This is a genomic window from Thiocapsa bogorovii, assembly GCF_021228795.1.
GTDB lineage: Bacteria > Pseudomonadota > Gammaproteobacteria > Chromatiales > Chromatiaceae > Thiocapsa > Thiocapsa bogorovii.
The window spans coordinates 2321145-2334339 of record NZ_CP089309.1 but is presented as its reverse complement, the minus strand read 5'-3'; the positions used below and the strand labels follow the sequence as shown (position 1 = coordinate 2334339).

Sequence of the window (13195 nt, the reverse complement as noted above, 5' to 3'; positions counted from 1 at the left end):
ACCATCATGCGTCCGAGCAGCGCGACCACGACCCGTTTTCAGGTGGAATTGATCAAACCGTCGCACTACGACGACGAGGGCTACGTGATCCAGTGGGTCAAGGCATGGATCCCGTCCAACTCGCTCGCGAGTCTTTACGGGCTGACCCGCGCTGCAGACCAATCCGGCGTCTTGGGCGAGGGGGTGCGCATCGAGGTCAACGCCTACGACGAGACCAACACGGTGGTCCCGGTGAAGCGGATCATCCGTCGGATCCAAGGCAACGGTGGTCGGGGTCTGGTCTGTCTGGTGGGCGTCCAATCCAACCAGTTCCCACGTGCCATGGATCTGGCGCGACGCTTTCGGGCGGCAGGACTGCAGGTCGCCATGGGCGGTTTCCATGTCAGCGGCTCCTTGGCGATGCTTCCGGGCGTCCCCCCGGAGCTGCAGGAGGCCATGGATTTGGGTGTCACCCTCTTTGCCGGCGAGGCCGAGGAGCATTTCGCCGATCTGCTCCGTGCCGCCGACGCGCGACGCCTGGAGCCACTCTACAACCACATGGCGGAGCTTCCGGACCTGCAGGGCAAGACCATGCCCTATCTTCCGCCCGAGGTGGCGAGGCGCTATGCCCCGATGCCCGGGACCTTCGACGCCGGGCGCGGTTGTCCCTTTCTCTGTAGCTTTTGCACCATCATCAACGTGCAGGGCCGCAAATCCCGTTTCCGCGAACCGGACGACATCGAGCAGCTGCTGCGCGCCAACCTGGCCCATGGGATCCGCCATTACTTCATCACCGACGACAACTTCGCGCGCAATCGCAACTGGGAGCCGATCTTCGACCGCATCGCCGCGCTGCGCCGCGAGCTCGGGGTGAAGCTCAACTTCACCATCCAGGTCGATACCATGTGTCACACCCTACCCGGATTCGTGACCAAGGCGCGGGCAGCGGGTGTCTCGCGGGTGTTCATCGGGCTGGAGAGCGTCAACGCGGACAACCTGAAGTCCGCACACAAGAAGCAGAACAAGATCGCCAACTATCGCAATATGCTGCTCGCCTGGCAGCAGCAACGCGTGACGACCTATTGCGGCTATATCCTGGGTTTTCCCGACGACACGCCGGAACGCATCCTGAACGACATCGAGACGATCAAGCGCGAACTGCCGCTCGACATCCTCGAGTTCTTCTGTTTAACGCCGCTGCCCGGCTCCGCCGACCACCAGGCGCTGCATGCGAAGGGGGCGCCGCTCGACCCGGATCTGAATCGCTACGACCTGGAGCATGTCTGCACGACCCATCCGCGGATGAGCGCACAGGAGTGGCAGGGTGTCTATCGTCGCGCGTGGGACAGCTACTATTCGATGGCGCACCTGGAGACCCTGATGCGGCGCGCTGCGGCCTTCAAACGCAATCCGAAACGCATCATGGAGATCGCGCTGGAGTTTTACGGCTGCTTCAGGTTCGAGCGGGTGCATCCGCTGCAGGGTGGGTTTCTGCGCCGCAAGATCCGCACGGAACGCCGCTCGGAGCTGCCGACCGAGTCAGCGTGGGTCTTTTACCCGCGTCGGGTTCGGGAGGTTGCGACGACCTACGGTGGTTTGCTCGCCTACGCCTGGCGGGTGTGGCGACTTTATCGGCGGGTGAAGGAGGACACGCGGCGGCCGGGGTACTGCTACGTCGATCAGGCAATGCAGCCGATCGACGAGACGATCGATGAGGGGGCGGAGGCAAGTCCGGTCGCGAGGTCGGCTGCCGCGTAAACGCGGCAGCCCTGCCTCGAAAGTGAGCATCTCGCTCTGGACGCGGTTTAAGCCGAGTGCGCGTTCAGCCACTTCCCGATGGCCGGGGTGACCTCTTTCTGCGCTTTGCCGCTGACATAGATGCCGATGTGGCCGCCGGGGAAGGCCAACTCGGTATAGTCTTTGCTGCCGGTCAAACCTTTCAGCGCCTTGGAGGCATCCGGCGGCACCAGGTGGTCCTGCATCGCATAGATGTTCAGGACTGGGCAGGTGATGTTCTTCAGGTCCACCTCCCGGCCCGCCAACATGACGCCGCCGTTGATGAAACCGTTGCGCTGATAGAAGTCCTTGATGAACTGACGGAAGGTCTCTCCGGCCTGATCCGGGCTGTCGAAGATCCACTTCTCCATGCGCAGAAAGTTCTTCACCTTGTCCGGGTCGTCGAGCACGTCGACCATGTTGACGTATTTCTGTCCGGTCAGGCTGAATGGCTTGAGCGAGAGGAAGGTCCAGTTCAACAGCTCGCCCGGGATGTTTCCCATGGTGTCGACCGCGAGGTCGATATCGACGTTCTGCACCCAGGCGGACAGGAGATTGTCCGGGGTCTTGAAGTCGACCGGCGTGACCATGGTCACCAGGCTGTTGACCTTGTCCTGATGCATCGAGGTGTACATGAGGCTGAAGGCGCCACCCTGGCAGATGCCGAGGATGTTGATCTTCTCGACCCCGTGCGCCTCGCGGATGTGATCCACGCAGCTGTCGATATAGCCGTTGATGTAATCGTCGAGCGTGATCGCCCGGTCGGCTTGATCCGGGTAGCCCCAGTCGATCAGATAGACGTCCTGCCCGGTCGCCAACAGACCCTTGATGGTCGAGCGGTCTTCCTGGATGTCGGTCATGTAGGGACGGTTGACCAGGGCGTAGACGATCAGCAACGGGACGGGGTCGGGGGTCACGCCCTCGGGTGTGTCGTAGCGGAACAGCACCAGCTTGTCTTCGGTGTAGACCGCTTGCTTCGGGCTTACGCCGGTGTCGATCTTCTCGGCGTTGAGCAGGTTTTCCATGCCTTGGCCGAGCTTGCGCGAATAGTCCAGCATCTCTTGGGTGAGCTTGTCGGGCCGGATATCGATCGGGATCATCACGGTTCGGTTCCTCGCGGTGTACGTTGGATGCACGGCTCCGGCGCCCGGTTCATCGGGTGGCCGGAGAATGCGTTACATGTGGTGTGACGGCCCGAGCTAGTCGGTGCTGGTGGTCTTGGTCGCGGCTTTTTTGCGCACCGGTGCCTTGGCTGCGGGTGCAGCCGCCTTGATGGCGGTCGCCGGCCGTTCGGACGGGTTTGCTGAAAGGGCCGCAACCTGCTTTTCGATGGCGTGCAGGCTGTGGCTGAGCTTCTTGTTCTCGCGACGGGTTTCCTGCAGACGGTCCTGGAGCGTGCGCAGCTCGCTGCGGCTCGGCATGTTCATGGCGCCGAGGTTTTCATCGACCATGACCGCCATCCGCTTTTTCAGCGCCATCTGGGCGTTGACGAGGTGACCGTGCAGCTGCGCGTATTCGGGCGTCGCGACCTCTTCCGCATACACCGTCTCGCAGCAGCTGACCCAGTTGTCGTAAATGGCGCGGGCCGAATCGATGCTCTTGCCGCTCTCGACGACGCTCTTGAGATAATTGCCCATGCGCTCGACCGACTTTGTGCCGAGTCGGGCGTAGAAGCTGTTGTATTCCTGCAGGGCCTTCTGGTAATCCATGGATGCGCGCATCAATTCCTGATACTGGCCCTGCTCCTCGCGCGTATAGCCGAGGCCGGGCGCGGACAGCACGCGGTTGAGATTGTCCTTGACGTGGTCGTGGGGCATGTTGCGCAGCGCATCGCCGGGCATCGGCGACATCGAGGACATCATCCGCTGCCAGTTGTCGAGCGGCATCTCCCAGAACGACATCATGCGCTGTATGACGTTGTCGCCGTCGTCGACCGAGCCGCTGAAGCGCTTCTGGATGTCTTCCATCGCCTTGGTCCAGAACGCCATGCCGTCGGCCGGGGAAGCGGCGTCGCCAGGCTTTCCGGAAGCAAAGGCCTCGCCGAAACGGAAGAAGACCTTGCCCTGCTCCATCATTTTTTCCACGAAGGCCTTGGAGGCATCGGGCGCGGCCGGCGCGAGCGCCTTCCACCAATTGTCGAGCGCACTTTCCCATGGGTTGGTAAGCTCGCCCATGCCGCCCTGCGTGCCCATCGCCTTACGGCTCATCTCGGTCCAGCTGTCCCAGTACTGACGTTGCAGGTCCAGCCAGTCGTCGTTGAAAAAGGTTTCATTACTCATGGTTTTGCCCTCCTTTGGGTCACTTTACAGCACACGTTAGCACGTCGATTTGTGCACTGCAACAAAGCGGCGTAAACTCGGGGTTGCTCTATCGGCGCGAGCGGGGCATTTTAGATCCCGCGGCCGGGTCTTAGCGTCACGACCGGCCCCCTCCGAATAGACGTCCACTCCAAAATTCATAAGGCATTCACACCATGAGCGACAACATCGTCATCGTCGATGCGGGCCGTACCGCAGTCGGCACCTTCGGCGGCAGCCTCTCTTCACTCCCCGCGACCGACATCGGGGCCGCCGTGCTCAAGGCGTTGATGGAGCGCACCGGGATCTCCCCGGATCAGGTCGACGAGGTGATTCTCGGCCAGGTCCTGACCGCCGGCGTGGGCCAGAATCCGGCGCGCCAGACGACCCTGAACGCCGGACTTCCGCACTCGGTGCCGGCCATGACCATCAACAAGGTCTGCGGCAGCGGGCTCAAGGCGGTTCATCTGGCCATGCAGGCGGTGGCCTGCGGCGACGCCGACATCGTGATCGCGGGCGGCCAAGAGAGCATGAGTCAGTCCGCGCATGTCCTGCCGCGCTCGCGCGAAGGGCAGCGTATGGGCGATTGGGCGATGAAGGACACCATGATCGTCGACGGTCTCTGGGATGCCTTCAATCAATGCCACATGGGCGTGACGGCAGAGAACATCGCCAAGAAATACGCATTCACCCGCGAAGCCCAGGACGAATTTGCGGCGGCATCGCAGCAAAAGGCAGAGGCGGCGATCAAGTCGGGACGTTTTTCCGACGAGATCATTCCGGTTGCCGTACCGCAGCGTAAGGGCGACCCGGTCGTGGTCGCCACGGACGAGTTTCCGCGCCCCGGGACCACGGCCGAGACGCTCTCCAAGCTGCGTCCGGCCTTCGACAAGGCCGGCACGGTCACCGCCGGCAACGCCTCGGGGATCAACGACGGGGCGGCCATGGTCGTGGTGATGAAGGAGTCCAAGGCGAAGGAGCTCGGACTCAAGCCGATGGTTCGCCTGGTTGCCTTCGCGAGCGCCGGCGTGGATCCCGCCATCATGGGCACAGGCCCGATCCCGGCCTCGACCAAATGCCTGGAGAAGGCCGGTTGGACGCCCAAGGATCTCGACCTGATCGAGGCGAACGAGGCCTTCGCCGCGCAGGCGATGTCGGTCAATCACGAGATGGGCTGGGATCTGAGCAAGGTGAACGTCAACGGCGGCGCCATCTCGATCGGCCACCCGATCGGCGCGTCCGGTGCTCGGGTGCTGGTGACCCTGCTCTACGAGATGCAGAAGCGCGATGCCAAGAAAGGCCTTGCGACCCTCTGCATCGGCGGTGGCCAAGGCGTCGCCTTGGCGGTCGAGCGGGTCTGATTCGAACCCAGGCGGGGAGTCCCCCGGCGAGGGATCGCCGGGCCCCGCAGGTCGTACCCGTCTCCACTGGGGTACACTTCCTCGGATTGAAGGACGACATGGCCCAGATGCCCATGAACGACGAGCGCATCATCAAAAAGTACCCGAATCGGCGCCTCTACGACACCGAAGTCAGTCGTTACATCACACTCGCGGACGTACGTGACCTCGTCATGAGCTGCACCGCCTTCAAGGTGGTCGACACGGCGAACGACAACGACATCACGCGGTCCATCCTGCTGCAGATCATGCTCGAGGAGGAAAGCGGCGGAGAGCCGCTGTTCAGCGCGACCATGTTGTCGCAAATCATCCGCTTCTACGGCGGTACCCTCCAAGGCATGTTCGCGCGCTATCTCGAGGGTTCTCTGGATCTCTTCTCCAAACAACATCACGAGCTGGTCCGCTCTTTGGGCGAGACCCCGTTCGATGCCATGACACGGATGACCCAGAAAAACGTCGAGCTGTGGTCCGAGATCCAAGGGGAGCTGATGCGCGCGGCCGGATTCGATCTCGGCGGCAAGCCGCGGGGCAAGGCCGGTCGCAAGGAACCCGCCCCGACCGACAGCAGTGCCGACAAAGGGCGCGACGAGCCTGACTGAGTAGGGCCCGGCTGTTTTCAGCCGATCGGTGCGGCCTGACTCAATCCATTTGATTGGTAACTCGGGGGTTGACAGACATCCGTCTCGCGACTATTGTGCACTGCAACAATTGCTGCACTGCACAACACATCGGAGCAACGACCATGACGACCAACGACACGCTGAACACCGTCAACGAACTCACCAACAAGACCGTCGAGCGCATGACCAGCCTCGGCGAGATGAACGTCCGCATCTTCGAGAAGATGTCTGCGCGCCAGATGGATGCCATGAGCCTCTACATGGAGCACGCTATGCGTGTCATGAAGCTTGCGACCGAGTCCAAGGGCTACAATGAGTTCTTCAAGGGCCAGGTCGAGGCCACCAAGGAGCTGAGCGAGCGCGTCCTGGCCGAAGGCAAGACCAGCATGCAGGCCATCAGCGAGGTCCGTGACGACTATCGCACCTGGATCGAAAAGAGCATGGCCGACGTTTCCGCCGACCTGCGCAAGAGTGTCCCGGCCGCCTAATTCGACAGTCGGCTAGAATCGGCAGCCCAGGGATGGGCCGCCATTCGCAAGCCCCCCATGCAGGGGGCTTGCGAATGGCTCGTGATCGAAAGATCTTGAACCCCCGTGAGCGGATCGCGCGTTGATCGCTCCGGACCTGATGAACGACACACACCAATAAAATCCCGGAGGAAAGAGACATGGCTCGCATCGCACTCGTGACCGGCGGCATCGGCGGCATCGGTACCTCGATCTGCACCCGTCTGGCGAAGGACGGCTGCACGGTCGTCGCCAATCATCATCCTTCCGAGGCCGCTGCTGCGGAAACCTGGAAGAAGGATCGCGAGGCCGAGGGCTTTGCTATCGACACCATCGCTGCCGACGTGTCTTCCTTCGAAGACAGTGCGCGCATGATCAAAGAGATCACCGAGAAGCACGGGCCGGTCGATATCCTCATCAACTGTGCCGGTATTACCCGCGACAAGACCTTCAAGAAGATGGAGCTTGCACAGTGGGAAGCGGTGATGCGGGTCAACCTGGACAGCGTCTTCAACGTGACGCGCAACGTTTGGGAAGGGATGCTGGATCGCGGCTTCGGTCGGATCATCAACATCTCCTCTGTCAACGGACAGCGCGGTCAGTTCGGCCAGGCCAACTATTCCGCCGCCAAGGCGGGTATGCACGGCTTCACCATGGCCCTGGCCCAGGAAGGTGCATCCAAGGGTGTGACTGTGAACACCGTTTCACCCGGCTATGTCGAGACCGCCATGACCCTGGCGATGGACGACACCGTGCGCAACAGTATTATCTCGGGCGTTCCGATGCGCCGTATGGCACAGCCTGCCGAGATCGCCGCGGCGATCGCTTTCCTGGCCGGCGACGACAGTGCATACATCACCGGCGCGAATCTGCCGGTCAACGGCGGCCTCTTCATGCATTGAGGGGCTCGTCACATCTAGCCCGGATGTTTCATAAACCGACACAGCCGACACTGGCCTCGCGGATTTGCGCGGCGCTGGGCGTCACCGAGGGCGATGACCGGGACGCCGCGGGGGTTGAATGGTGGAAATACCGAGCGGCAACGGGCTTGATCAACGGGGCACGAGTAGTTTTGTCGCCGCGCAGGCGTACGATGCCCTGCCCGAGGTGGGCATAGTCGTCGTGCGCGTGCTGAAATCCCCGTGCGGGGATGTATGTGCGTCCAGGCGGGCGCCGCCCGGGCTGCGCGTTGAAGAGCCTCTCGGTGACCTGCTGCAACAGCGTCTTGACCGGACAGCTCGAGGGCAGGTGCAGGCGCACGCGGTCTTTGTACTGCACCACGCGCACGGCGAGCTTGAACAGTTTGATGATCACGGTGGCAGGCTGGGCGTTGGCCAGTTCCGTGCCGACGAGGACCTCGGTGCGCAGCGTTTGGTGCAAGACGTAAGCGGCGCAGGAGAAGAACAAGCGCATCTGATTGGCCAAGAAGGTGCTGTCGGAAGTGCGATCGCTGGCCAGATCGTTCTTGATCATTTTGATGAAGTTCTCGTCCTGGCCGCGCGCGCAGTACAGATCGCGGTAGACGCACTCGGGACTGGGCAAGTCCAAGGAGGTGACGACGAAGCGGAGGTTGTCGCCGCGCGCCGTCACCTCGACTTTGAGGATGGTCCGACACGCGCCGGGCCAGGAACCGGCACGGTAGTCAACCTCGTGGTAGGTGCGGGTCCGCTCGGGTACGTCGGCGTCGGCGCGCCGGGCGTTCTCGATGCGCAGCGCATGGAGCTTGCGGGCGTCGGCCAAGAACGGCTCGGCCCGTGGCGTGAGAGCCCGGTTACCCGCCAGGCCGAAGATGAAATCCGTCAACGGATCGGCCATCGCCAAGGCCATCAACTCGGGGTTGGAGAAGTGTCCGTCGCCGCGCAGGATGATGCGTGTGCGTGGCCACGCGGCCCGCAGCCGCTTGAGCACGCGCTTGAGGATCATCGCGTTCTCGGCGCCGGTGGGGCGCTTGCCGGGACGCAGCACCGCGGTGATGAACTTCCCCGAGAGGCCCTCGAAGAGAAACAGCGGCAAGTAGCAATGGTTGCCGTAGTGATGATTGTAGAACGCGAACTCCTGCTGGCCATGGGTGGCGTCTTCGGAGTGGTCCATATCGAGCACGATCACCTGCGGCGCCTTCGGGTAGCTGGCGATGAAGGCCTCGACGAAGGCCTGCGCCATGCGGTAGAGGTCGCGCGCGCCGACCCCATTCTCCAAACGCGAGAAGGTCGGCCCGCTGGCCAGGTCCGTCGTCGCATCCAGCGGCTTGCGCTCCAGCCCCAGCTTGAACAGCGCATCACGGCGCAGCGCATTGGCGTCGTTGCCGTCTTCGTAAGCACAGGCGATCTGGTAGACCCGTTGCGCGATCAGCTCACGCATCGGATGGGTGGTGTAGGACGGATGGCGCCAATCATCGATCGCTGCGCTCAACCGCTCGGTCAGGCCGATCTGCCGATCAACCCCGCGCAGAATCATGGGGCCAAAGTCAGACGACATGGCGCCGCCGTCGAAGTCGCCGCGGACCGTGAAACCGGCGACCGGGGGAAAACGCAGCTGTTCCGGGGTAGACTCGGGCATGGGCGACCTCGTTTAGCTTCTTCCGAAGCGTTCTTGGCGGAACAGCCATTTTATCAATGGGTTGAACGAGAGTCGCCCTTTTTTATGAAATATTCGGGCTAGACCGCGTCGGGTGCTCGTAGACTGGGTACCAGGCGATAACAGCCTCGCTGCAGACAAGAACCTCGGCGAGACGCGGGTTAGAGATCGAAGATCGGAAATCAGAACATCGATGTCTCGGGCCTGCCGGCGACTTGCGGAGCCCGAGACCTTAAAGATCGATACCAGTGTCCTCCTCGTCTCTCTCATCATGAGACGTTTCCAGCCCGGCTCCCCGCCGGGCTTTTTTTTATCTCATGTCTAACCCGAGCTTGATCACACGCTCCACCTCGACCTCCACCAAGGGCTCGGGATAGTGATGGCCGACGTGCTTCATGGTCTCGACCTTCAGCGTGACCTTCAGGCCCGCCTGGATAGCGGCATGGATCGCACGCTGCATCTGCGCCGCCGCCATGGTCAGTTCGTGCGCGAGATGTTCGTCGTGCTCTTGATCAGGCTTCTTCTGCGCTTCGCTCATCGGTTTCTTTGCTCCGGGAAGATCGCGGTCCCACTAGCGTAGAAGGCTCCGCCTCCGGCCACAAGGAATAGAGAGTTCAACCGTTCAACGAACCGCTCCCCACGACGAGATCGGACGGACGATGGCCTGAAGGCGGGTCGCGAGGAAGACCGAGCAAGACTGGCGGATGCACTATCCGGCGCCTGCATTTGGGCGACCACTTCCGGTGGAAGATGGCAGTGGGTACGATAGAGTAAAGTACAAACGACAGATCGCGTTCTTCGCTGCCGACAGATCACAACGCATCCAAGGACCGGGGCGAGCCGCCGGAGTAGCGGACGACCCTGATCAACACTGAATGCACGTCGGCCGGACGTGCCTGATGCACAAAGGGGATCGCCGTGCTCGGAACCGTTCGTGACGCCTGCCGCATCCATCCGATGGTCAACGACTACCGGATGACCGAGGCCATCGAAAACCTCTCGGACCTCATCACCGATGAAGGCGACGGGCGCGCCGTTTTCGCCCGCAACTATGTCACCGCCGGCATGGAGGCGCTGTTCCGCGAGGGCCTACTGCGCCTTGCCGGCAAGTCCGATCAAGCCGCCTTCGAGCTCGCCCAGGCGATGGGCGGCGGCAAGACGCACCTGATGACCGCCCTCGGCCTGCTGGCGCGGCATCCGCACCTGCGCCCCGAGGTGCTGCCCGCGCAGTTGGCCGAGCGGCTCGACTTCGGCCCGGCACGCATCGCCGCCTTCAACGGCCGCAACGACCCGGACCACTACATCTGGGGCGAGATCACCGAGCAGCTTGGTCAAGCGGAACGGATTCGCCCCTACTGGGTCGACGGCCCGCGCGGGGTCGACGAGGCCAGATGGATCGAGATCATCGGCGAGACACCGACCCTGATCCTCCTCGACGAGCTGCCACCGTACCTGCTCAACGCCACCACCCGCGCCGTCGGCAAGGGCTCGCTGGCCGATGTCGTCACCTACACCCTGAGCAACCTGTTCACCGCCGCGATCAAGCTGCCGCGTTGCTGCGTGGTCATCGCCAACCTTGCCGGCAGCTACGACGCGCAGACCAAAGACCTCGCGCGGGTCATGTCCAACCTGCGGCAGGAGTCCCGCCGCCAGGCGCAGAGCATCACGCCGGTGCAACTCGCCGGCAACGAGATCTACCAGATCCTCAAGAAACGCCTGTTCACCGCACTGCCGGATGCATCCGTCATCGACTCGGTCGCCGAGGCCTTCGCCGAGCAGGTCAAGGCGGCCGAAGACGGCGGCTACATCACCGCCCGCGCCATGGAAGAGGTGGCCGAGGAGGTCCGCGAGACCTACCCGTTCCATCCGTCCTTTAAGAACCTGGTCGCGCTGTTCAAAGAGAACGAGGGCTTTCGCCAGACCCGCGGCCTGATGCAGTTCACCGCCCGGCTGCTGCGCAGCGTCTGGAACCGCGACTCAAACGACGTCTTCCTCATCGGCACCCAGCACCTGGATCTCAACGACGTCGAAGTACGCGACGAGGTTCAGCGCGTCAACCCAGCCCTGCTGCCGGCGGTGGTCAACGACATCGCCGACCACGGCAACGCCCGCGCCGAGGAGATCGACGGCGACCTCGGCGGCGATGCCGCCGCGCAGGTCGCCAAACTGGTGCTGTCCGCGTCGCTGTCGCGCGCGGTCGGCGCCCACAGCGGCCTGACCCAGGCCGAGATCATCGAATACCTGGCCGCCCCCAACCGCAAGGCCGACGAGTTCCTGGCCGGCCTGGAGCGCCTGCGCGATCGCGCCTGGTACCTGCACCGCGAACGCGAGCAATTCTATTTCAAGGAGACCGAGAACCTCGGCCGGCGCATCGAGCGCGATGCCAGGCAGGTGCCGGCGCCCAAGCTGGAACAGGCCCTGATCAACCGCCTCACCGGTCTGTTCAAGGCGCAGAGCAAGTCCCGCGCCGCCTACCAAGAAGTTCAGATCATGCCGCGGCTGGACGACGTCAAGTTGTCCGGCAGCCGCATCCTGCTGGTGGTGCAGCCCGACGGCCGCACGCCACCGGAGGCCATCCGCAACTTCTACGAATTCCAGCAGGAGAAGAACAACGTCCTGATCCTGTCCGGCAACGACAGCCACCTGGCCAACGAGGTCGAGGCACGGCTGCGCGAGCTCTATGCCATCGAGAAGATCCAGGCCAACCTCAAGCCCGGCGATACCCTCTATGACGAGGCCCGCGACAAGCTCGAAGAGCTCGAAGAGCGCTTCACCAAGGCCGTCTCCGGCGCCTACAACCGGCTGTTCTTTCCGGCCCCCGGTGCCACTGGTGAAGGCGAGCTGGTCATGGCCACCATCGACAACGGCCTCAGTTTCGGTGACGGCGAGTACGCCGCCGAGACGCAGATCGAGAAACTGCTCGCCAGTGGGCGTTGCGACAACAAGCTCGCGCTCGAGCTGCCGGCCTACTGGGCCATGGCCGAGACCTACCTCTGGCCCGCCTCGGATCGGCGCGTGCCCTGGCGCGATCTGCTCATGCGCGCCAAGACCGATCCCACCTGGCCCTGGCTGCCGGGCGCCCGCGGTCTGGAGGTCTTGCGCGATGAGGCGCTCAAGCAAGGCCGCTGGCGGCAACACGCCGACGGCCAGATCGAGAAGGGACCCTTCCCGGCCGAGAAGACCTCGGTCAACGTCATCGCGCTCGGTACCAGCCGCGAGACCGGCGAGACCACGCTCTCGCTCACCCCGCGCAACGCCGGCGACAGCCCGCGCGTCTACGTGCTCAAGACCAATTCGGTCAGTGAGCAGGACGAACAGGTGCAGGACCTGGAGGACTACCGCACAACCGAGGCGACGCTGTACTTCATCGCCGTCGACAGCAGCGGCAAATACCAGACCGGCGAGCCGACCCGTTGGACCGCGGACCTCACCATTCGCCATGAGATTCACAAGCTCGCCGACGGGCGCAAACTGGAGCTGCACTGCACGCCCGCCGCCGAGCTGCGCTACAGCCTGGACGGGACCAATCCCAAGGAAGGGACGGTCTACAGCGAACCCTTTGCGGTGCCGGCCACGGCCTGCACCCTGCTCGTCGCCGCGAAGGCCGGCGAGGTAGAGAAGCCGGCCAAGATTCAGATCCCCGCGGACGGCGACGATCGCGTCATCATCGACGACAACAAACCGGCCTCGATCCCTGGTCACAAGAAGATCTCGATCGACACCACCGATAAGGTCTTCGGCGTCATCGATGATTTTCGCGAGCGCGGCGATATCGTGCTGCGCGGTGTGCAGATCATCATCGGTGAAGGCGAGCACGCGGTACAGATCCGCTTCAACGAGCGCGCGCTGACCGCCGCCGCCATCGAGACCGCCATCCGCGGCGTGCGCGCGGCCATCGGCGACGAGCAGGCCGGCGTGCAGGTAACCGTCCGCGGCGGCATCGACTTCGGCGACGGCTTCGCCCTCAAGCAGTTTGCCGAACTGGCCGGCATCGGACTCTCCGCCGGAGACGTGGTTCAGGACGCATGACCACTACCGCTGCC

At 63.3% G+C, this 13195-nt stretch carries 9 protein-coding genes and 1 pseudogene; 6 read left to right on the top strand and 4 right to left on the bottom strand.

Annotated elements, in window-relative coordinates:
* Positions 1-6: 6 nt before the first annotated feature.
* On the top strand, positions 7-1737 hold the full coding sequence (locus LT988_RS10575; RefSeq protein WP_232410102.1) for a B12-binding domain-containing radical SAM protein: 1731 nt from the start codon (positions 7-9) through the stop codon (positions 1735-1737).
* Positions 1738-1784: 47 nt separating this feature from the next.
* Here LT988_RS10575 and LT988_RS10570 read toward each other — a convergent pair whose 3' ends face one another.
* Both LT988_RS10570 and phaE read right to left on the bottom strand, forming a co-directional pair.
* Complete coding sequence (locus LT988_RS10570) at positions 1785-2855, bottom strand: class III poly(R)-hydroxyalkanoic acid synthase subunit PhaC (RefSeq protein WP_232410564.1); 1071 nt, start codon at positions 2853-2855, stop codon at positions 1785-1787.
* Between the two features lie 99 nt (positions 2856-2954).
* Positions 2955-4034: a class III poly(R)-hydroxyalkanoic acid synthase subunit PhaE gene (phaE, locus tag LT988_RS10565; RefSeq protein ID WP_232410101.1), complete on the bottom strand. Its 1080-nt coding sequence runs from the start codon at positions 4032-4034 to the stop codon at positions 2955-2957.
* A gap of 194 nt (positions 4035-4228) precedes the next feature.
* Between phaE and LT988_RS10560 the strand changes: the two genes are divergently transcribed.
* From LT988_RS10560 to phbB, 4 genes are all read left to right on the top strand, one after another.
* On the top strand, positions 4229-5413 hold the full coding sequence (locus tag LT988_RS10560) for an acetyl-CoA C-acetyltransferase (RefSeq protein ID WP_232410100.1): 1185 nt from the start codon (positions 4229-4231) through the stop codon (positions 5411-5413).
* A 113-nt stretch (positions 5414-5526) separates the two neighbouring features.
* Positions 5527-6051 carry a polyhydroxyalkanoate synthesis repressor PhaR gene (phaR, locus tag LT988_RS10555; protein ID WP_232410563.1) on the top strand — a complete coding sequence of 175 codons (525 nt, stop codon included), beginning with the start codon at positions 5527-5529 and terminating at the stop codon, positions 6049-6051.
* Positions 6052-6194: 143 nt separating this feature from the next.
* Positions 6195-6560 (top strand): phasin family protein, encoded by a 366-nt coding sequence (locus LT988_RS10550; protein WP_232410099.1) that lies wholly within the window; start codon positions 6195-6197, stop codon positions 6558-6560.
* A 179-nt stretch (positions 6561-6739) separates the two neighbouring features.
* The gene (gene phbB / locus LT988_RS10545; protein ID WP_232410098.1) at positions 6740-7480 is read left to right on the top strand and encodes an acetoacetyl-CoA reductase; all 741 of its coding nucleotides are present in this window, start codon (positions 6740-6742) and stop codon (positions 7478-7480) included.
* 265 nt (positions 7481-7745) lie between these two features.
* On the opposite strand, the pseudogene LT988_RS10540 reads toward phbB, so the two are convergent.
* Positions 7746-9134: pseudogene (locus LT988_RS10540) on the bottom strand (IS1380-like element ISTro1 family transposase); the annotation flags it as partial.
* 328 nt (positions 9135-9462) lie between these two features.
* Positions 9463-9690, bottom strand: coding sequence for a hypothetical protein (locus LT988_RS10535; RefSeq protein WP_232410097.1), 228 nt, complete (start codon positions 9688-9690; stop codon positions 9463-9465).
* 380 nt (positions 9691-10070) lie between these two features.
* On the opposite strand from LT988_RS10535, the gene LT988_RS10530 reads away from it, so the two are divergent.
* Entirely contained in the window at positions 10071-13181 is a 3111-nt protein-coding gene (locus tag LT988_RS10530; protein ID WP_232410096.1) for an anti-phage-associated DUF499 domain-containing protein, read from the top strand.
* Positions 13182-13195 lie beyond the last annotated feature (14 nt).

Bases quoted from the DNA above. Each gene is read 5' to 3' on its own strand.
- LT988_RS10550 (WP_232410099.1), top strand. From the start codon at position 6,195: ATGACGACCAACGACACGCTGAACACCGTCAACGAACTCACCAACAAG.
- phaE (WP_232410101.1), bottom strand. From the start codon at position 4,034: ATGAGTAATGAAACCTTTTTCAACGACGACTGGCTGGACCTGCAACGT.
- phaR (WP_232410563.1), top strand. From the start codon at position 5,527: ATGAACGACGAGCGCATCATCAAAAAGTACCCGAATCGGCGCCTCTAC.
- LT988_RS10575 (WP_232410102.1), top strand. From the start codon at position 7: ATGCGTCCGAGCAGCGCGACCACGACCCGTTTTCAGGTGGAATTGATC.
- LT988_RS10570 (WP_232410564.1), bottom strand. From the start codon at position 2,855: ATGATCCCGATCGATATCCGGCCCGACAAGCTCACCCAAGAGATGCTG.
- LT988_RS10535 (WP_232410097.1), bottom strand. From the start codon at position 9,690: ATGAGCGAAGCGCAGAAGAAGCCTGATCAAGAGCACGACGAACATCTC.
- phbB (WP_232410098.1), top strand. From the start codon at position 6,740: ATGGCTCGCATCGCACTCGTGACCGGCGGCATCGGCGGCATCGGTACC.
- LT988_RS10560 (WP_232410100.1), top strand. From the start codon at position 4,229: ATGAGCGACAACATCGTCATCGTCGATGCGGGCCGTACCGCAGTCGGC.